This is a genomic window from Pseudomonas sp. B14-6 (assembly GCF_013260315.1).
GTDB lineage: Bacteria > Pseudomonadota > Gammaproteobacteria > Pseudomonadales > Pseudomonadaceae > Aquipseudomonas > Aquipseudomonas mandelii.
Window position 1 is genome coordinate 2,089,155 of sequence record NZ_CP053929.1, and the last position, 19,862, is coordinate 2,109,016.

Here is a 19,862-nt window from a genome sequence, read left to right on the forward strand (position 1 = left end):
TGTGGCGGGGGAGCTTGCTCCCTCGCCACAAGTTTGTGTACCTACATTCCCCAGCGCAGCAACAACAGCACCAGCACGACGAGGAACACCGTCTCCCCCACCATCAACAAAATCGGCTTGATGCCCACCGCCGCCAGCTCCTTGAGTTGGGTTTTCATACCCAGGGCGCTGATGGAAACCACCAGGCACCAGCGCGACAACTCGTTGACCGACCCTTGCACCACCGGGGCCACCCAGCCGGTGCTGTTGATACAGGCCAACATCAGAAACCCGACGGCGAACCAAGGTAGCAGCGGAGGTCGTTTGCCGGTCGGGTCGGCGCCCTGCATGCGGGTGATCATGGCGGCACACACGATCACCGGCAGCAACATGGCAACCCGCATCAACTTGACCACCGTGGCCGTATCGCCGGTCTCGGTCGACATGCTGTAACCGGCACCGACGACCTGGGCGACATCGTGAATGGTCGCCCCCAGAAACACGCCCGCCACTTGTGGCGACAACGACAGCCAGTTGGCAATCATCGGATACACGATCATCGCCAGGGTCGACAGCGCCGACACCCCGATCACCGTGAATAACGTCGCGCGTTCTTTCTGCGGATGATTGGGCAATGCCGCCGCCAGCGCCAACGCGGCCGATGCCCCACAAATCGCTGTGGCGCCGCCGGTGAGCATGCCGAACAAACGCTGAAAGCCCAGCGCCTTGGCTGCGATCACTGAAACGCCGATGGTCACCACCACCAGAATCACCACCAGCGCCACAGGCTTCCAGCCCAGCGCAGCCATCTGTTCGAGGGTGATGCGCATGCCCAGCAGCGCCACACCAATGCGCAACACGGTGCGTGCGGTGAACTCGATGCCCGGCTTGCAAACACCGTCACCGGCCAGGAAGTTCAGCGCCATGCCCAGCAACAAAGCGAACAGCATCACCGGCGCGCCGTAGTGCTCGGACAAAAAGGACGCAGCCGCTGCAACGATCAAACTGACGATAAAGCCCGGCGCCAGTTCGCGCGTTCGGCTGTGGATACGGGTGAGAGCGATGGCGCTCATGGCGCGGCCTCCTCGGGAACGATAACGATGAAAGCCTGGCCGTCGATGATCTCAACCGGGTAGTTGGCGACTTTGACTGCGGTGGAATTAAGCAGGTAACCGCTGCGCAAATCGAAGCGCAGGCCATGGGCGCAGCACTGAATCACCCACCCCTCAAGGCGCCCGCCACACAGCGAGGCGCCTTGATGGGGGCAACTGTCGTCGACGGCGAACACGTCACCTTCGACGTTGAATAACGCCAGGCTTTTGTCATCGAATTCGAACAGTGCACGACCGCCCGCCTGCGGGAGCTTTCCGGCAGGCACGGGGATACGTCGGTTCATGCAGGTTGCCGCTCGTGATCACTTTCTTTCAGGGCTTGGTTCATGGCCCCGAGCAGCGCCTGAGCAGGTTGTGCACCGACCATCGTCATGCGACGGTCGAACTGAAAGCCCGGCACCCCACTGGTCGCGCCGGGAAAGCCGTCAAATGGCGTGGCGTCGCCCTTCAGGCAATCGAGCACCACCTGCGCATCAACGCCGCAGGAGCGGGCAATGGCGAGCAAGGTCTCGCGGCACCCCAGGTTTTCGCGTTTGCGGAAATAAGCGGCGAACAGCCGTTCGAGCAACATTTCACGCTGAGTAGCATTGCCCAGTACGCTGACGCGTTCGAACAAACGGTGGGCGTCTGCGGTGTTGGGCATTGTCTCGATGCGGCTGAAGTCGATGGTCAGTCCAACCGCCGCCGCAGCCTGCTGTACCTGGGCCTGGCGCATGGTCATAGCCTCGGCATTGCCCAGGCGTTTGCGGTAGAAATCGGCGAAGGGCTCCCCTTGTACCGGCAACTGAGGCAGCAACTGCACGCCATGCCACACCGTGGTGACCTGCACATCCGGGTGGCGACTGCGAAACTGTACTTGCGCATGCTCCAATTGGCGTTTGCCGATCAGGCACCAGGGGCAGATGAAATCGAAGAACACATCAATACGTAAACGACGACTACTCACAACTTCACCTCTAACACTGCTTTGCTAACCGAATCGTGGACTTGCTCGCCCTTAAGCCGGGCAATGTCCTTGTGGTAATGACACTTGGCATAAAAGAACACGGCCGCAGCCGCGATGCTGACCAGCGGCACCCATTGAAAAGCAGCCTGCAAGCCAATGAGGTCGGAGACCCTGCCGGTAATGAACGGCCCAGGCGCCAGCCCCAGCATGTTGTTGGCCAGGGTCAGCGTGGCGAAGGCCGTGCCGTGGACCGAGTAATGGGTCAGGTTGGCAACCATCGCTCCGCAAGGGCCAGTCGTGCCGGCGGCAATCAACATGCCCAGGCAGATCAGCGCCAGTTGCACAGGCCCTGCCGGCAGGGCAAATGCCGCCGACAACAGCAGGCAACTGCCCAGGCAATAGGCGATGGCCAAAGTGACTTTGCGCTCCGGCGAATGGCGCGACAGTCGATCGCTGAGCATGCCGCACAGGATCATCCCGGCCCCGCTGCACAGCACGATAATGGCCGCGACGCCGCCCGCATTGTCCGTGGCCATGTCGTAATAGCGATTGAGGTAACTGGGCATCCACACAATCACTGTGCCGCCGACGAACAGTTGCAAGCCACTGCCGATGTAGGCAGCGATCACCGAACGGCTGGAAAACAGCGTACGCAACGGACGCTTGACGGCTGCCGCCGCCTTGTTCGCCGCCTGGGCGGCACGTTGCGGCGCAATGCGCGCCTCCTTGACGATGACCGGGTAAAGCACGGCCAGCAGCAGGCCGAACAACGCCATGCCGGCAAACGACCAGCGCCAGCCAAGTTTGGCGGCGATTGCACCGCCCAGCGCCATCCCTAATACCGAACCGAACATGCCGCCCGCCATGAAGGCACTGGCCAGCGTTGCACGCAGGTGCTTGGGAAACACCGAAATGACGACTGCGATGCCGACGCTGCCGTACGCCGCTTCGCCAACGCCGACCATGAATCGTGCAATGAACATCTGCTGAAAGTCCTGCGCCACGGCGCAACCCAGCGTCGCCAGACTCCACAGCAAGGCCATCAGCGCCAGGCTCTTGACCCGGCCAAAGCGATCCGCCAGCAATGACAGGGGAAATGTCAGCAGCCCCACCATCAGCGCGACAATGCCACTGAGCAAGCCAAGCTGGCCGTCGCTCAGTGCCCATTCGCCCTTGAGCATCGGAAACACCGCGTTCAAGACCTGGCGCGACATGTAATCGGATATCAACAGCCCGAACGTCAGTGCGAAGACGATCCAGGCATACGGTCGCGCAACACCGACAGCAGTGTCGTCATCGTCTGCGGCGATTGGGTGAAAGGCCATGCAGCCTCCTCAAAGCTTTGTTTTATTGTTGTTATCAAGCGTGTTGCAGTGCAGCGAGCGGGAGGCCTGACCGCCCGCTGCGTCTGCCGATCAGCCGCGTTGCGGCACACCTTTCTGCCCAGCCTTGCGGTTGGGGGCCATGCCGTTGGCCAACAGCGTTTCTTCGATGCTCTGGTACTGCACGCCGATGCGGTAGATCTCACGGGCTTCTTTGCCGGTGGCGATTTCGCGACCCAGTTCATGGGCGATACGCACGGTCTGCCTGATCTGCGCAACTGAGCCGAAACGATCGCCCTTGTGATCAATGATAGTGTCTTCATTGCCCACTCGCGGGTGCAGACCCATGGCCATCGACATGGTGTTGAACGGCATGACGTTCTTGAGCAGCGACTCGGAGGTCAGGGTGCAACCGTCCGGCGCGCGGTGGATGAAGTTGAAGAAGTTGAACGGATTGGGGCCGTCGAAACCGCCGCCAATGCCGATCCAGGTCAGGTTCAACGGGCCCTTGTAGACGCCCCTGCGCACCAGACGCTCGAGGGTTTCCATCGCGTGCATGCCGGTCAGCTGGAAGTGCGGCTGGATGCCGTTGTCCATCAGACGCTTGAGGTGTTCGGCGACCCAGGCCGGACCTGCCGGAACGGTCATTTCGCTGTAGGCGGCCTGAAACAGGGGATTGGCCAGGGACGTGCCTTCCAGGTACTGCGGATACAGCAGCTCCATGATGTTCATCTGGGTGGTGTTGATAGCCACCGTGACCTGATCCGGTTTTGGCGTCAGCTCGGCCAGCATGTGTCGCGTATCGTCAGACAGCCACTTGGCGGCTTCGCCATCGCTTTCCGGCGCGAAGGAAATCGAACCACCGACCTGGATGATCATGTCCGGCACGGCTTCACGCACACCGGCGATCAATTCGTTGAATTTGGACAGGCGCTTGGAACCCTTGCCGTCCAGCTCGCGCACGTGCAAGTGCAAGACGGTGGCCCCGGCCTCATAACATTCGACCGCTTTTTGCACCTGTTCATCCATGGTCAGCGGGATGTCTTCGGGGAAGTCTTCCGGCATCCATTCCGGGCCGTACGGGGCCACGGTGATGACCACCTTTTCCATGTTTTCCGGGTGCAGGGAATCGTCAAAAAATTGCATGAGTTACTCCTGTTCTTATGATTGTCGCGCCCACCCGGGATCGTGCCGGGCAGACGCGTTTACGAGTGCGAATGCAGAAGGGGTCGATCAGTAGGTCTTGTCGCCGATGATTCCGGCACGCTCCATCTTGCGATGGCACGGCGGATAATCCATGACGGCGTAGTGCTGGGTGCTGCGGTTGTCCCAGATGGCGATGCTGTTGGGCTTCCAGCGCCAGCGCACCTGATACTCGGGGATGTAGGCCTGGCTGATCAGGTAGCGCAGCAACTCGCTCGCGCCAGGGTTGGCGTCCTGGCCGAAGCGCACCCGCTCGGGGGTGTGGTAGTTGCTCAAGTGCGTCGTGAAGGCGTTGACGAACAGCACCTTTTCCCCGGTTTCCGGGTGGGTGCGAACCACCGGGTGTTCGGCATCGGGATACATCGCCTTGAGCGCCAGACGCTTTTCGATTGGCATGGCAGCACCGAAACTCGCTTCGATGCTGTGGCGGGCGCGCAGGTCGGCAATTTTCACCTTCACGTCCTCCGGCAAACGCGCGTAAGCCTCGACCATGTTGGCCCACATGGTGTCGCCGCCCACCGGCGGGCATTCTACGCAGCGCAGCACGCAGCCCATCGGCGGCGCCTCGCGCCAGGTCGCGTCGGTGTGCCAGGCGTTTTCGTAGCGGTCCATCGGCTGGTCCGGATTCTTGTAGATGCGCACCAGCCCGGGATGATCCGGATCGCTGCCGGCCACCGGATGGTCCTCCAACTCACCGAAGCGGCGGGCGAAGGCCACGTGCTCGGCGCGAGTGATGTCCTGATCGCGCAGGAACACCACCCGATGCTTAAGCAACTGAGCACGAATCTCGCAAAAAAGACCGTCGTCATGGACCGCGTCGGCAAGATTTACGCCGATCAGTTCGGCGCCAATGCTGCAGGTCAATTGTTCGACTTTCATGGCAGATCGCTCCTTAGATGACGAAAATCGACGAGCCCGTCGTTTTGCGTGACTCAAGGTCGCGATGGGCCTGTACGGCGTCCTCCAACGCATAATGCTGGTTGATCTCGATCTTAATCCGACCACTGCCGACGTGGTCGAACAGCTCGCCGGCCAGGGCAGCTTTCTCTGCCGGATCGGCGATGTAGTCGGCCAGCGCCGGACGGGTCAGGAACAGTGAGCCCTTCATCGCCAGCATCACCGGGTCGAAAGCCGGAATCGGACCGGATGCGGTGCCAACGCAGACCATCAGTCCCCGACGCTTGAGCGAATCCAGTGATCCCATGAAGGTGTTTTTGCCAACGCTGTCGAACACCACGTTGACTCCCACGCCGGCAGTCAGCTCGCGCACGCGCTGGGCGACATTTTCGTGGCTGTAATTGATGACATGGTCGCAACCATGGGCCAGGGCAATTTCACCCTTGACCTCGGTGGACACAGTGCCGATGACGGTCAGGCCGAGCAGCTTGGCCCACTGTGAAACGATCAGCCCCACGCCACCGGCAGCGGCGTGCAGCAGAATGCTGTCGCCGGCCTTGAAATCATAAATGCGCCGCATCAGGTACGACGACGTCAGGCCACGCATGGTCATGGCGGCGGCCGTCTCGAAACTGATGGTTTCCGGCAGCTTGATCAGCGGCGCGGCCGCAATCAGTCGCTCGGTACTGTAGGCGCCCAAGGTATTGAGAAATCCGGTGTAGGTGACGCGATCCCCCACCTGAACGTTAGTCACCCCCTCGCCGATGGCCTGGACCACACCGGACGCTTCAACCCCCATGCCGTTGGGCATCGGGATCGGGTAAGTGCCATTACGAAAATAGGTGTCGGCATAGTTCAGGCCGACCGCCACATGACGAAGACGGACCTGGCCCGGACCGGGTTCGCCGACATCGACCTCTTCATAACAAAGAACGTCGGGACCACCGGTTTCGTAGAAGCGTACGGCTTTGGCCATTTTTTCTTATTCTCCAGTCTGTGCAGCGTCGATTTACGCTGATTGGACTGTAGGACGCCGCCTGGCCAGCTGCTTTTCATCAGACGACAATGGCTTTTCATTTCATGACAATTGGCCACTGGCGCCCCCTTCTTCGCAAACCCGGTCAGCGCCATAGCGCAATTCAATTGACGCGCCACGGCCGGCTGTATGGGCTCTCACACTCAAAACCCGGACACAAAAAACCCCGCACATTGGCGGGGTTCTCAAACAGCAGGTGACTTACCAGGTACCCGTGCCACAAGGATTTTCTTTTGAAGCATAAGGCTTGGTCAATTTGCTGAAACCCAACTTTCAATCGACTTAAGGCTTGGGATGCTCGCTCGATACTGAATTATTGGCATCCACATCGGCCATTTCTTCATCGACAGGCGCCTCGTCGCCCCCTGGCAGCGGAACCTCAGGTTCATTCTCCTTTGGATCATGGCCTGTTTCGTTATCAGTCCCGCCCGTGACGCCCTGTTGGGATTTGTTTCCTGGGGCATTTTCATCAATGTCCATGCTGGCTCTCCGTTCTGATGCACGGGATGTCGGTGCATGAACATCAGAGAGAAGCCAAGCCTTGCTAGTGCCGGGCACTGGACGAACGGCAGTGTGAACTCGGATACAACAGCAGACCGCCGGCATAACAAGCCCGAAAAGTCATAACCCGACCTTTTCACCTGCGTCTCACGCTATAGAGGCAGAGGTCGACCTTGCACAACGCGTTTCATGACAAGCGTTGAGGTTAACCGTTGAACGGTGGGCCCTGACTCCCATTTCGGAGGCTATGCGCAGCGTTTCCGGTTGATCGAGATAGCCACCCTGGAGGCGCCCCTGAATCGGTCTTTCAGCACCACATCCTTGAAAAATTTTTCTGCGTGCAACTGATCGAAGTCAAACCCGGTCAACGCACAGCGGATACCATAAAACCTGACCTTAACGCTAAGGATTGAGGGCTCTCCATGGACCTCGTACTTAAGCTATTCAATGGCGGAGCCGGCAGTCTGGCTTCCTACTTGGCAGCCCACGTCCTTCTTTGCCTGTTGCCGGCGTTTTTTATCGCCGGGGCCATGACAGCACTTATTCCTAAAGCCAGCATCACTCACTGGCTAGGTCGACATGCACCTGTTTACGTTTCCTACCCTGCGGCGGCACTAGCCGGGTCACTGATTGCCGTCTGCTCATGCACAATTGTTCCTTTGTTCGCGGGCGTTTACCGCAAAGGAGCAGGTATCGGCCCGGCGATCACCTTCCTGTTTTTTGCTCCCGCAGGAAACATCATGGCCTTGGCCTATACAGGCAATATTCTGGGAGCGGAGTTTGCAATCGCCCGTCTGATCCTCTGCCTGATCTTCGGCATCGGTATTGGCTTGCTGATGGCTACCCTATTCTGGAAAGACGACCTGACCCACGACGCACAGGCGGATGCCCTGTTCGCAGAGAAGGCCAGCGTTTCCGGGCCTGCACTGGGCGTACTGCTATCTTTGGTGGCCTTGCTGATTGCGGGCACCTTGAAACTGTGGCCCCTGACGGCAGATCTGATCAGTTTCAAAGTCCCGCTTTTCTGGCCCCAGTCGTGGCAAGACACCTTGTTTGACTGGGTTCCATACGACGCCAGTAAAGGAGAAGAAGGCGTGAGCTTCCAAGGGTCTGTTCTCATCGCCCTACTCCTGATGATTGCCGCCACGGCCAAACGTGGTCTGGATAACATCACTGAAGGTGCCAACAACTGGACATGGGTTGCGCTGGGGCTGACCGCTAGTACCTTGCTGATCGCGTCAATGCGACTGACGCCAGAACCTGGCACATTAGCCTTTACCTTCACGGGTCGTGTATTCGGTGTCGCATTGACCATGCTGTCTGTTGGGTACTTTGCCCGAAAACTGCCAGCCGAAGACTGGCAAGGCTGGCTATGGGAAGCCTGGCGCTTCGTCAAGCAGATATTTGTTGTGCTGGTGGTGGGTGTATTCATTGTCGGCATGGTTCGCCAGGTGATTCAACCCGAGTGGATTGAAAGCCTTGCAGGCAGCAACACAGTGATCGCCAATGCCATAGCGGTAGGGTTCGGCGTGTTCATGTACTTCCCAACCCTGGTAGAAGTGCCCGTCGCCCGCATGTTCCTTGATCTCGGCATGCATCCTGGTCCGCTCTTGGCCTACTTGATGGCGGATCCTGAACTTAGCTTGCAGAGCATGCTCATGGTGGCGGCGGTGATTGGTCGCAAGAAGACCGCAGCCTATGTTGGGTTAGTCGCTTCGTTCAGCATCGTGGCAGGCCTGCTATTTGGTGCCTGGGTCGACGGCACCGGCTGGCTTACCCTTGGTGCAGGAATGGCGGCCTCACTGGCCATAACCGCTGCAATTTACCAGTTGATACGTTATCAGCGTAAACAAACAGCAAGCTGACTTACACACCAAGGAGCTTCCAATGCTGAACATCAAAATCCTCGGTTCAGGGTGCGCCAACTGCAAGAAGCTTGAGGCTGTAGCCCGTCAAGCCACGCAGAATCTAAATATCCAGGCCGAATTCGAAAAGATCACCGACATGGGCAAGATGATGACTTATGACATCCTCGCCACGCCGGCTCTGGTGATCAACGAGAAGGTTGTAAGCAGCGGGAAGATTCCGACTGTTGCGGATATCCAGGGCTGGATTTCGACTGCCCAATGATGCGCTGAAGGAGGATATCCCTCATCCCCCTGGTTATTGCGCCACTCACCTGTAAATCATGTCCCTCCAATCGTCTTGTCCAGACCGGATGGACGCTTGGAGGGTGTCTCGCCTTTATCACAAGCGCTCAATGCGAACGCTGCAATCACCACGAAAGACAGTGCGGGGATGTGGATAAATTGCCCATGGCGTACCTCCGACAGCTGCTGATTCAGGCTCTACCCCCCCAAACGCACATAGCGCGAAGAGGCTCATCGGCCTGACAGTTTCATATCGCCTCGGCATGCCTTGGCAGCCCGATAGAAATCAGTGCTGCGAGCAGAACGAATGCGCTCGATATCCACAAGCACGCTTGCAGCCCATACACCTGATAAACCCACCCGGACAGTACTGTACCTATCAGCCTTCCCATCGCATTCGACATGTAATAAAACCCCACATCCAGCGACACGCCATCTTCCTTGGCATAGGACACGATCAAGTAGCTGTGCAGCGACGAATTCACCGCGAACAGCGCACCAAAGACCATCAATCCGCCGAGTAGTATCATCTGCTGCGACAAAGCCGTGTCAAGCCCAAGAGCAATTGCCGCAGGCAAGCCTGCCAGTGCAAGTGCCCACAGAAATGCCGCACGACCATCCGGTACGTGGCCGCGTTTCTTGCCAGTGATGTTGGGCGCAAACGACTGCACGATGCCGTAGCCGATCACCCACGCCGCAAGGAAGCCACCCACCTTCCAGAAGTCCCAGCCGAACACGCTGCTCAGGTACACCGGCAAGGCCACCACAAACCAGACATCACGGGCTCCGAACAAGAACATCCGCGCCGCCGAGAGGATATTGATCGCCCGACTCTTGGACAGGATGTCGCGAAACTTGGGTTTGGCTTTCGCTTTGCCCAGGTCCTTCTTCAGCAGTATCAAGCTGCTGATCCAGATCAGCGCCAGAACACCCGCCATGGCCAGCAATGCACCTTTGAAGCCGATCAATGCCAGCAAGGCTCCGCCGAGAAAGAAGCCGACCCCCTTGAGTGCGTTCTTCGAGCCGGTGAGGATCGCCACCCACTGGTAGAGCCTGCCCTGCTGCCCGTCAGGAACCAGAAGCTTGATGGAGCTTTTGGCACTCATCTTGTTCAGGTCTTTGGCGATCCCCGACAGCGCCTGTGCGCCCATCACCCATGGGATGGTTAGCCAAGCGACAGGAACCGTCAGCATCAACAGCGCCACGACTTGGATACCCAGGCCGATATTCATGGTTCGATTCAGTCCCAGCCGGGCGCCGAGGTAGCCACCCACCAGGTTGGTGATCACGCCAAAGATTTCGTAGAACAGAAACAACGCCGCGATTTGCAGTGGGCTGTAGCCCAACGCGTGAAAGTGCAACACCACCAACATGCGCAAGGCACCGTCGGTGAGGGTGAAGGCCCAATAGTTGCCCGTGACGAGCAAGTACTGCCGCACTTCCGGAGCGAGGGCTGACAACGCTTTCATGACCGCTCCTTAGTCCGCCAGACTGACCAGTCTGGCCAGTTCGACGGCGCGATTGGCATAGCCCCATTCGTTGTCGTACCAGGCATAGATCTTCACTTGAGTACCATTGATCACCATCGTCGACAGTGCATCGATGATCGATGAGCGCGGGTCGGTGCGGTAGTCGATGGACACCAACGGACGCTCCTCAAAACCGAGGATGTCTTTCAGCTCGTTCTCGGAGGCGTCCTTGAGGAGTTGATTCACCTCCTCAACAGTGGTGGCACGCTCGACTTCAAAGACGCAGTCGGTCAACGACGCGTTGGCCAGCGGCACACGAACGGCATGACCATTCAGGCGTCCGCGCAGTTCCGGGAAGATTTCGGCAATGGCGGTGGCCGAGCCGGTACTGGTTGGAATCAGGCTCATACCCGAAGCACGCGCACGACGCAGATCCTTGTGCGGTTGATCGAGAATGCTTTGGGTGTTCGTCAGGTCGTGGATAGTGGTGATCGAGCCATGACGAATGCCCAGTTTCTCGTGGATGACTTTCACCACGGGTGCCAGACAGTTGGTGGTGCACGAAGCGGCGGTAACGATGCGATGTTCAGCCGGTTTGAACAACTGATGGTTGACGCCCATGACGACGTTCAACGCCCCTTTTTCCTTCACCGGAGCGCAAACCACCACACGCTTGACGCCCTGATCCAGGTAGGCTTGCAACACCGCCACGGTTTTCATCTTGCCGCTGGCCTCGATCACCAGATCGCAACCCGACCAGTCGGTGTCGGCAATCGCTTTGTTAGCGGTCACCTTGATGCGCTTGCCGCCAATCACCACCTGATCGCCTTCCGCGCTGGCTTCGTGGTGCCAACGACCATGCACCGAGTCGAAGTTCAGCAAGTGTGCATGCGTCGCCGCGTCACCCGCTGGATCGTTGATCTGCACGAATTCGAATTCTGGCCAGCCCCAGGCTGCTCGCAGCGCGAGGCGACCGATCCGACCGAAACCATTGATGCCAACTTTGATAGTCATGTTGTTGTGCTCTGTATCTGTTGTCAGTGGGAGTTCGACTGGGTGTCGAACTGGCCGATGTATTCGATATGGGCAGGATGTTGAATGGCGCGTGGACGCAACGACTGAACATCGCGGATGGCATCGCTGAATGGCACACCGCTCTCGATCAACCGTTGAGCGGCGACCAAACCGGTACGACCCGATCCGCCCTTGCAATGGATGGCGATGGTTTTCCCTTCGGTCAGCCGCTGCGGGGTGAAGATCAATTGGCCATTGAGCTGTGCCAAGGGAAGTACGGAATATGGGTGTTGTTGCACGGTGAAAAATCCTCAGATGGAGCGCTGATTGACACGTTTCATGAGTTCTTCCGCCGACTCTTTGCGCTCGGAATAACGATCAACCAGATAGTCCTGACGGTCGCGAAGCAGCAGCGTGAATTTCACCAACTCTTCCATCACATCCACGATGCGGTCGTAGAACGGAGAAGGTTTCATCCGGCCGTTATCGTCGAACTCCATATAGGCCTTTGGCACGGAGGATTGGTTGGGGATGGTGAACATGCGCATCCAACGTCCCAGCACTCGCAGCTGATTGACCACGTTGAACGACTGCGAGCCACCACACACCTGCATGACGGCGAGGGTTTTGCCCTGGGTCGGGCGTACCGCACCCATTGCGAGTGGCACCCAGTCGATCTGCGCCTTGAAGACCGCGCTCATGGAACCGTGACGCTCCGGGGAACACCAGACCTGCCCTTCCGACCACAACATCAGCTCGCGTAACTCCTTCACGCGCGGATGGTTGTCGGGGGCGTCATCTGGCAGCGGCAAACCGGACGGATTGAAAATCCGCGCCTCGGCGCCGAAGTGCTCCAGCAGTCGAGCGGCCTCCTCGACCATCAGGCGACTGAAGGAGCGCTCACGGGTCGATCCGTACAGCAGCAAAATGCGCGGCTTGTGGATGGAGGTCTTCTCGATGCCCAGCTTGTCAGCCGATGGAAGATCAACCAGGTCGGTATCGAGTTGGGGGATGTCGTCTTCAAACATAGTCTTTGTCCTGCGCAACAGCGCTCTTGGAGTCATCGAACCAACGGCCCTTCAACCAGATATCGGTCCAGGAAGGAAAGGCGGTTTTTACTCATGGTCATTGTTCCTGTGGTTACAGCCTGCCAATCAGGTCCAGTTCTGCCTTGAGCTGTTCGGCACTCAGTCGGGCAAGCGGTAAAGCCAAGAAAGCTTCAATACGGGTTTTGATCTGCTCCAAGGTGGCTTCAAAAGCCGCCCCGATCTCTTCTTGCGTCCCGTGGTATTCCGAAGGGTCAGCCAACCCCCAGTGCGCCTTGGTGGCCGGTCCGAAAAATACCGGACACGCCTCACCGGCAGCCTTGTCGCACACCGTGATGACGAAATCAGGTGCCAAATTCACATGGACATCGCTGGACTTACTGAACAGCCCGAGCGTCGACATACCAGCGTTTTCCAAAGTTTTGAGACTCAGCGGATGCACGTCGCCTTTGGGTTGACTGCCCGCGCTGTAGGCTTTCATGCCTTGCGGTGCCAAGTAATTGAAAACCGCCTCACAAAGGATGCTGCGACAGCTATTGGCCGTGCAGAGGAACAGGATTTTCATCGAGTGATCTCATAGTCGAAGACGGAATCAGGCGATTTTGCTTTCACAGCACACGGCTGCCCGTTCAGGACGGTCACCCATTTCATCAAGGCGTTTGGCATCAGGGCTCAACCAGTGTTTGTTGCTTTCCAGCACGGTGGTCAGCACTTGATGAACCCAATCAGGGAGATTCGGGTGCAGTCGGTAATACACCCATTGGCCTTGCCGACGGTCCGACAACAGGCCGCAAGTACGCAGTTGCGCCAGGTGCCTGGAGATTTTTGGCTGACTCTCGTTCAACGCGCAGGTCAGCTCGCAAACACAAAGCTCTCCTTCACGGGTGATGAGCATCATCGTGCGGACCCGAGTGTCGTCAGCAAGGCATTTGAAAACAGTGGTCGGTGTCAGATGGTCAGCCATATCGTTTTCTCAGTGCTTGTTTTTGACCAAGACGAACATCTTGATGCGCTCATGAATTTCGTGAAGGGTGTGACGGAAGGCATCGGGTTTGGTGCTGGTGACCGGGTCTTCAAAACTCCAGGCCAATGCCTCACCCGCTCCAGGTAAAGACCGGCATTGCGCAGCGGCTTTATCACACAAGGTGATGACGTAATCGAAACGCTCACCACGAAACTCGTCTATCGACTTGCTACGTAATCCTTCGGTGCTCACACCGATGTGTGAAAGCGCCTCGAAGGTGCGCGGATCTACCTGAGTTGGAGTTGTGCCGGCGCTGAACGCCTCGAAATGCTCCGAATCGGTATGCCTCAGCAACGCTTGGGCCAACTGGGAGCGTGCAGCGTTGGCAGTACAGACAAACAGAACACGGGCTTTGCTGGTCATTGTGAAGCCTCAGCTCATATGCGGTTTGACGAATATATGTTTTCCCGTATGTAAGGTAAAGAGCCAACGAACATTAATCCATCAAAACGATTGGACGCCGCCGAGCACCTTCAATGAAAGCTTTGTATCAAGGCGCTAGCCAGCCTTCCGTGCCTCTTAAAATATCTGCGACGATGTATATATGGTTTCTGTAATAAATCTGTCACTCACGCAGAAATTGGTCGCCCTTGGCTCAAGGACTACCTGGATGTGCAAAAGAAAAAAAAGGTCGCCCCTATGCCGCCCCGGTCATCGAGGGCGGGTCAGGTTGCTGCGCACTGGGCTTTGCAACAAACCGGCGAGGTACGCTTTGAGTTGCGGGATCAAGTGCTATACGCAACTCGGCGAGCAGGCTCATGTCAGGTCGGATTCCAGTCGCCACAATGATTGTGGTCCACAGGTGGAAGTATCTGGCCTCCCGCCTTCACAACCAACCCTTGATCTATCCTTCTGGCATCAGATCCGGATCAAAAAACAGATCAGCATCTCCAGCAAAAAAGTATCTTGGAGGACGGCTCGATGGAACGATGGCGACCAAAGGATCTCGGTCTACCCGTTGGATAAACCTCATATCTAATGCTGCCGCTTCCGACTGCGAAACTATCTCGTCACCCAGTGAATCTATGCTCACCGCCCCAGCAAAAACGCTGTTAACACCCAAGCGACTTAGCGCTCGTGCAACGTTCCAGGGAGCACCGCCTGGGTAACCTTTCCACTGTCCAGGAGTGCCTTGGACAAGGTCGGTCAGGGCTTCGCCAAATACTACTGCGCGAGGTAATACCATCGTCATTTCCTCATTTTTTTTAGGGATAACTGCTGGCTGATCAGTTTTGACCGGTAATCAATTACTCAATACGCTTGGTGAAAAGCAGGGATCGATGAGCTGAAGGCGTGTTGGCCGACGCGTTCAAACATTAAAACCAGGTTTCCATTTGTATCCCGTATTGCCACACACCTCCGGCGTTGAAGTCCGTCTTGCCGAAGGAGTCTGAGGTACTGTATCTGTCCAGATCCGAAGACCAATTCATGAAGCTCGCGAACACACGCAGTTCGGGACGAGTGAGCAGGTCTCCAACGTCAGGTTTGAATGTCGGCGCGATCGTGAATTTCCAGAAGTTACCGTCGACCGCATTACGTTGTAGATAGCCCTTCGGGTCGAGGTTCATGGTTTGCCAGCTCATTTCGTAGGCCATCTCGAAATTGCTGTTGATTGCATTGGCCAAACGCATGTTCAGGGTCATCCAACGGTAATTGTCACCTTTAACGTATCTATCCTTGCTCTGTTCGACCAACAAGCTGGGGCCGATGCGCCAACCAGGCGCTATGGGTGTCTCGCCGTAAAGTGCCAGGCGCAGAGCGCGGGCATCGTCAATCAATTCACCATCCGAGCCGACGTTCTTGACCTCTGCCCCCAGACCTTGCCCATAGAGCAGTGCCGTTTTGAAGAAGCCTTCTCGGCCGAAAAAGTTTTTCTGGTGATTGGCCAGCATGCTGTGCAACCCGGAATCTGCTGGTGTCAGCCCCGCTTCATTACTGCGGGTGCCAATGTCGTTTTTCCTGGAGCCAATGGCATTGAACATCCACTGCCACTGACCATTATCGAAGAACTGGTTGGAGGTCAGAATGTAGCTTTCCACGTCTGCGTTGATGCCGCCTTCACTGAAATCCCCGTAGTTACGCCCGACCAAGGAGTAATTCGAGCGCCAACTCTTGTTCATCTGCACATCGTAGATTCCCCCCGGTACCAGCCAGATAGACAACGTCCGAGTCCAGCCAGTGGATATCGAAGTTATCTCGATCAAATCGCTTACCTGCCCACAAGGTCGCGTTCTCGAACACTGAATTACCCTTGAATGCAGCGAGATGGTCGAGCTCTGTAAATACCTGACGCACGTTCAGGTTGCTTTCGTCGGCCGTCCAGTCATTGGAGCTTTCCACTCCATCGGCAATGGAAACCGTGAATTTGGAACGGGTGCCGTTCTGCGCATAGGCCTCTTTCGACAGGTCGATGCGCATGTAGGTGTCGTCTTCATTGCCGAGTCGCCCGACGGCGCCACCGACTGAACCGGCCGGGGTTGTATAAGGGCCGCCACGACCACCACCTAGCCCATCGTTGATCAGCAATCCGGAACGGGCATAACCCTTAAAGCTGAAGCCGTCCGTGAGGTGGCCGCTGCTGCCCTGCTTTTCCATGCTTTGCTGACGGGCTTCCAGTTTTGCCAGCCGGGTGTCCAACCCAGGCGCCTCAATGGCTGTCGCAGTGGACGCAACAGGCTGCGCGGCGGGAGTGGCGAGTTTGATCTGCTGCAATTCCCTGGCGAGTGCCTGGGTTTGTTGTTCAGCTGCGGCTGCGCGCTTTTCCGCTGCGCTGGCACGGACTTCAAACGCGGCCATGCGTTCTTCCAGAGTCGCGGCCTGAGAGGTCGCCGCCGAGGTGCCGAGCACACCTGCGAGTAGCCAGCTTGATGCTTTCTGCATGTGGATTCCCTGTTTTGTTTTTATTGTGTAATTCCCGCGACCATCCATTTTTCGTGAGTTGTAAATTGTGGTAATCGACGAAAAAATGGATGCTTCATCGCAAATACGCTGCTACATTTGGCGATGTTAACGTTAACTTTTCTAAAAACAAAAATAAAGGGTGCTCAATGAAACATCTGAAATCTCTCCTTCCTGCAGCACTAATCACCCTCTGTGCCGGACCTCCATCCGTCTCGAGCGCAGCCGATTTGACGATTTCGTGCGGTGCAGTGGGGGCCGAATTACAACTGTGCAAGGAGGCTGTCGAGGCGTGGTCGAAACAGACCGGCAACAACGTCGAGGTGGTTTCCACGCCTAACTCGGCAACCGAGAGGTTGTCGTTCTACCAACAGATCCTCAGTGCTCAGTCCATCGACATCGACATCATTCAAATCGATATGGTGTGGCCAGGGATGCTGGCCAAACATCTGATGGATCTGCGCGAGGTGCTGCCCGCCAACGCGACTCAAGGTTACTTCCAGACACAGGTGGATAACGCCACGGTGAATGGACGACTGGTGACGATGCCGTGGTTCACCGACTCGGGCCTGCTGTATTACCGCAAGGACTTGCTTGAGAAGTACGCCAAGCAGGTTCCCCAGACCTGGGAGGAAATGACCGCTACCGCCAGGGATGTTCAACAAGCAGAGCGCACTGCCGGGAACCCCAATGCATGGGGTTACATCTTTCAGGGACGCGCTTACGAGGGGCTGACATGTAATGCGCTGGAGTGGATCAGCAGCCATCCGGAAGGCGGACTGGTCAATCCAGCAGGAGATATCGTGGTCAACAGTCAGGCCTCGAGAACTGCTTTGACCCTGGCGAAAAGCTGGGTAGGAGACATCTCCCCGCGTGGCGTCCTCAACTACACCGAGGAAGAAGGACGAGGCGTATTCCAGTCGGGAAATGCGTTGTTCATGCGTAACTGGCCTTATGTCTGGGCCTTGGTACAAAGCCAGGATAGTGCCGTAAAAGATAAAGTCGGCGTCGCTCCCCTACCCCGAGGCGGCATGACCGGCACCCATGCCTCCACCCTCGGTGGCTGGGGCCTGGCGGTATCGCGTTACAGCGCCCATCCAAAACTTGCCGCAGAACTGGTGACCTACCTGACCAGTGCCCGACAGCAAAAACATCGAGCTTTAGTAGGCGGCTATAACCCGGTTATCGAGTCGCTATATCAAGACCCCGAGCTGCTCGCGGCCATGCCTTATTACAGTCAACTCCTCAGTATTCTCAACGAAGGGGTCATGCGCCCCGCCTCAATAACAGCCGAGCGCTATCCACGGGTCTCCAACGCGTTCTTCGATCGAGTGCACGGCGTGCTGGCAGGCGAGTTGCCGGTCGATCAGGCGCTGGCCGAACTGGAAAGCGAACTCACGCGCATCAAACGCCGGAACTGGTAAGCCACAAGGAAGGAATTCACCATGTCTGTCTCTATTACCCATGCCCCCTGTGACGAGCTCCTGGTCACCAGGGAAACGCCTGTACAGCGTCGCCGAGTACGCGCCGCCTGGCTGTTTCTGACACCTATGTTGATGTGTCTGGCCCTCGTGGCCGCCTGGCCGCTACTGCGTACATTCTGGTTCAGCCTGACTGACGCCACCCTGACTGACACCCGTGGTGGATCCTTCGTAGGCTTGAGCAATTATCTGTTCCACAACGGTTCCAACTGGTCGGGCATCCTGGTCGATCCACAATGGTGGAACGCTGTGCGCAACACGTTGCATTTCACTGTGGTGTCGGTGGGACTGGAAGTCGTACTAGGGCTACTGGTGGCGTTGCTGTTGAACATCAAGTTCACCGGCCGTTCTTTGGTGCGTGCGTTGATTCTGATTCCGTGGGCGATTCCTACCATTGTCTCGGCGAAGATCTGGTCATGGATGCTCAACGACCAGTTCGGCATCATCAATCACCTGATGCTGAGTATCGGCCTGATTGACGCTCCCCTGGCCTGGACAGCAGACGCGGATCTGTCGATGTGGGCGGTGATCATCGTCGACGTCTGGAAGACCGTCCCTTTTGTCACGCTGCTGATGCTGGCGGCCTTGCAGATGTTGCCGAGCGATTGCTACGAAGCCGCCAGGGTCGATGGCATTCATCCGCTGAAGGTATTCTGGCGTGTCACGCTTCCCCTGCTGATGCCCGCACTGCTGGTGGCGGCGATCTTCCGCATCCTCGACTCGCTGCGGGTTTTCGACGTCATCTATGTGCTGACCTCGAACTCATCGAGCACCATGAGCATGTCGGTCTATGCCCGCCAGCACCTGGTGGAGTTCCAGGATGTTGGCTATGGCAGCGCGGCCTCGACTCTGTTGTTTCTGGTCGTTGCGGTAATCGCCATGCTTTATCTCTACCTCGGACGCCGTCAACTGGAGGTTCGGTCATGAGCCAGCGCCTACTGAAAAAAGCGCTGTGGCGCCTCGGGTTCTGGTGTCTGATCGGGGTGTTGCTGCTGTATGCGGTCTTCCCTTTCTACTACGCCATCGTGACTTCGCTAAAGCCGTCCAGTGCCTTGTTCAAGGTGAGCTACTGGATCGAAAACCCCGACTTCTCCAATTACGCGGCGGTACTCCATCAAGCCTCATTCCTGCGGGCTATCGGTAACTCGCTGCTGGTCGCGCTGTGCGTGGTGACGCTGGCGCTGTTTCTCAGCCTGACCGCCGCCTATGCCTTGGGAAGGGTGAAATTCCGTGGACGTGGCACGGTATTGATGATGGTTCTCGGCGTGTCGATGTTTCCCCAAGTCGCTGTACTGTCGGGGCTGTTCGAAGTGATCCGCGCCCTGGGTCTGTACAACACGTCTTTGGCGTTGATCCTGAGCTACACGATTTTCACCCTGCCCTTCACCGTGTGGGTGCTGACCACGTTCATGGGGCAACTGCCCCATGAACTGGAGGAAGCAGCAATCATGGATGGCGCTTCGCCCTGGGTCACGCTGACCCGCGTGTTGTTGCCGCTGCTCTGGCCTGCACTGGTCACCACTGGCCTGTTGGCCTTTATCGCAGCCTGGAACGAGTTCCTGTTTGCCTTGACCTTCACCCTCACAGACACGCAACGCACAGTACCGGTCGCCATCGCCTTGATTTCCGGCGGTAGCCCCCATGAGTTGCCTTGGGGGCTGTTGATGGCCGCCTCGGTGCTGGTCACCGTCCCACTGGTGATTCTGGTGCTGATCTTCCAGCGCCGAATCGTTTCCGGTCTCACTACCGGCGCGTTAAAGGGTTGATGCCCAACACGTACAAGG

At 57.5% G+C, this 19,862-nt stretch carries 19 protein-coding genes and 3 pseudogenes; 5 read left to right on the forward strand and 17 right to left on the reverse strand.

Going from position 1 to position 19,862, the window contains the following annotated elements:
- Positions 1 to 41: 41 nt before the first annotated feature.
- The 8 genes from HP062_RS09425 to HP062_RS09460 all read right to left on the reverse strand — a co-directional run bounded on the left by HP062_RS09425 (position 42) and on the right by HP062_RS09460 (position 6,975).
- A complete protein-coding gene (locus tag HP062_RS09425) occupies positions 42 to 1,052 on the reverse strand; it encodes a YeiH family protein (RefSeq protein ID WP_010455832.1) in 1,011 nt (336 codons plus the stop codon).
- The gene (locus tag HP062_RS09430) at positions 1,049 to 1,375 is read right to left on the reverse strand and encodes a Rieske 2Fe-2S domain-containing protein (RefSeq protein WP_010455834.1); all 327 of its coding nucleotides are present in this window, start codon (positions 1,373 to 1,375) and stop codon (positions 1,049 to 1,051) included. The genes HP062_RS09425 and HP062_RS09430 overlap by 4 nt, the downstream gene beginning before the upstream one ends.
- Positions 1,372 to 2,037 carry a DsbA family oxidoreductase gene (locus HP062_RS09435; protein ID WP_077748122.1) on the reverse strand — a complete coding sequence of 222 codons (666 nt, stop codon included), beginning with the start codon at positions 2,035 to 2,037 and terminating at the stop codon, positions 1,372 to 1,374. The genes HP062_RS09430 and HP062_RS09435 overlap by 4 nt, the downstream gene beginning before the upstream one ends.
- On the reverse strand, positions 2,034 to 3,362 hold the full coding sequence (locus tag HP062_RS09440; protein ID WP_172791326.1) for an MFS transporter: 1,329 nt from the start codon (positions 3,360 to 3,362) through the stop codon (positions 2,034 to 2,036). The genes HP062_RS09435 and HP062_RS09440 overlap by 4 nt, the downstream gene beginning before the upstream one ends.
- A gap of 90 nt (positions 3,363 to 3,452) precedes the next feature.
- Complete coding sequence (locus HP062_RS09445) at positions 3,453 to 4,505, reverse strand: 3-keto-5-aminohexanoate cleavage protein (RefSeq protein ID WP_077748120.1); 1,053 nt, start codon at positions 4,503 to 4,505, stop codon at positions 3,453 to 3,455.
- A gap of 87 nt (positions 4,506 to 4,592) precedes the next feature.
- Positions 4,593 to 5,441, reverse strand: coding sequence for a TauD/TfdA family dioxygenase (locus tag HP062_RS09450; RefSeq protein ID WP_083376320.1), 849 nt, complete (start codon positions 5,439 to 5,441; stop codon positions 4,593 to 4,595).
- A gap of 13 nt (positions 5,442 to 5,454) precedes the next feature.
- A complete protein-coding gene (locus tag HP062_RS09455; RefSeq protein ID WP_010455841.1) occupies positions 5,455 to 6,435 on the reverse strand; it encodes a quinone oxidoreductase in 981 nt (326 codons plus the stop codon).
- 342 nt (positions 6,436 to 6,777) lie between these two features.
- Entirely contained in the window at positions 6,778 to 6,975 is a 198-nt protein-coding gene (locus HP062_RS09460) for a hypothetical protein (protein ID WP_010455843.1), read from the reverse strand.
- 443 nt (positions 6,976 to 7,418) lie between these two features.
- Between HP062_RS09460 and HP062_RS09465 the strand changes: the two genes are divergently transcribed.
- Positions 7,419 to 8,861, forward strand: coding sequence for a permease (locus HP062_RS09465; RefSeq protein ID WP_172791327.1), 1,443 nt, complete (start codon positions 7,419 to 7,421; stop codon positions 8,859 to 8,861).
- Between the two features lie 22 nt (positions 8,862 to 8,883).
- Positions 8,884 to 9,126 (forward strand): thioredoxin family protein, encoded by a 243-nt coding sequence (locus tag HP062_RS09470; RefSeq protein ID WP_010455847.1) that lies wholly within the window; start codon positions 8,884 to 8,886, stop codon positions 9,124 to 9,126.
- Positions 9,127 to 9,394: 268 nt separating this feature from the next.
- On the opposite strand, the gene arsJ is transcribed toward HP062_RS09470, so the two are convergent.
- From arsJ to HP062_RS09510, 9 genes and pseudogenes are all read right to left on the reverse strand, one after another.
- Positions 9,395 to 10,615 (reverse strand): organoarsenical effux MFS transporter ArsJ, encoded by a 1,221-nt coding sequence (gene arsJ, locus HP062_RS09475; RefSeq protein WP_172791328.1) that lies wholly within the window; start codon positions 10,613 to 10,615, stop codon positions 9,395 to 9,397.
- Between the two features lie 9 nt (positions 10,616 to 10,624).
- On the reverse strand, positions 10,625 to 11,629 hold the full coding sequence (locus HP062_RS09480; RefSeq protein WP_077748114.1) for an ArsJ-associated glyceraldehyde-3-phosphate dehydrogenase: 1,005 nt from the start codon (positions 11,627 to 11,629) through the stop codon (positions 10,625 to 10,627).
- Between the two features lie 23 nt (positions 11,630 to 11,652).
- Positions 11,653 to 11,847: pseudogene (locus HP062_RS09485) on the reverse strand (protein phosphatase); the annotation flags it as partial.
- A 93-nt stretch (positions 11,848 to 11,940) separates the two neighbouring features.
- A complete protein-coding gene (gene arsH / locus HP062_RS09490) occupies positions 11,941 to 12,657 on the reverse strand; it encodes an arsenical resistance protein ArsH (protein ID WP_010455860.1) in 717 nt (238 codons plus the stop codon).
- A 112-nt stretch (positions 12,658 to 12,769) separates the two neighbouring features.
- Entirely contained in the window at positions 12,770 to 13,240 is a 471-nt protein-coding gene (locus tag HP062_RS09495) for an arsenate reductase ArsC (protein WP_172791330.1), read from the reverse strand.
- Between the two features lie 27 nt (positions 13,241 to 13,267).
- Positions 13,268 to 13,639, reverse strand: a complete 372-nt coding sequence (locus HP062_RS31030) for a metalloregulator ArsR/SmtB family transcription factor (protein WP_010455862.1) — start codon at positions 13,637 to 13,639, stop codon at positions 13,268 to 13,270.
- A 9-nt stretch (positions 13,640 to 13,648) separates the two neighbouring features.
- Positions 13,649 to 14,062, reverse strand: a complete 414-nt coding sequence (locus HP062_RS31035; protein WP_077748111.1) for an arsenate reductase ArsC — start codon at positions 14,060 to 14,062, stop codon at positions 13,649 to 13,651.
- A 484-nt stretch (positions 14,063 to 14,546) separates the two neighbouring features.
- A pseudogene (locus HP062_RS09505) lies at positions 14,547 to 14,885 on the reverse strand (PfkB family carbohydrate kinase); the annotation flags it as partial.
- Positions 14,886 to 15,015: 130 nt separating this feature from the next.
- A pseudogene (locus HP062_RS09510) lies at positions 15,016 to 16,579 on the reverse strand (carbohydrate porin).
- A gap of 167 nt (positions 16,580 to 16,746) precedes the next feature.
- On the opposite strand from HP062_RS09510, the gene HP062_RS09515 reads away from it, so the two are divergent.
- The 3 genes from HP062_RS09515 to HP062_RS09525 are packed head-to-tail and all read left to right on the forward strand — an operon-like array spanning position 16,747 to position 19,844.
- The gene (locus HP062_RS09515; protein WP_172792563.1) at positions 16,747 to 18,021 is read left to right on the forward strand and encodes an ABC transporter substrate-binding protein; all 1,275 of its coding nucleotides are present in this window, start codon (positions 16,747 to 16,749) and stop codon (positions 18,019 to 18,021) included.
- Positions 18,022 to 18,042: 21 nt separating this feature from the next.
- Positions 18,043 to 19,005, forward strand: coding sequence for a carbohydrate ABC transporter permease (locus HP062_RS09520; RefSeq protein WP_077748108.1), 963 nt, complete (start codon positions 18,043 to 18,045; stop codon positions 19,003 to 19,005).
- Positions 19,002 to 19,844 carry a carbohydrate ABC transporter permease gene (locus HP062_RS09525; RefSeq protein WP_077748107.1) on the forward strand — a complete coding sequence of 281 codons (843 nt, stop codon included), beginning with the start codon at positions 19,002 to 19,004 and terminating at the stop codon, positions 19,842 to 19,844. Before HP062_RS09520 ends, HP062_RS09525 begins: the two co-directional genes overlap by 4 nt.
- Positions 19,845 to 19,862: the final 18 nt, after the last annotated feature.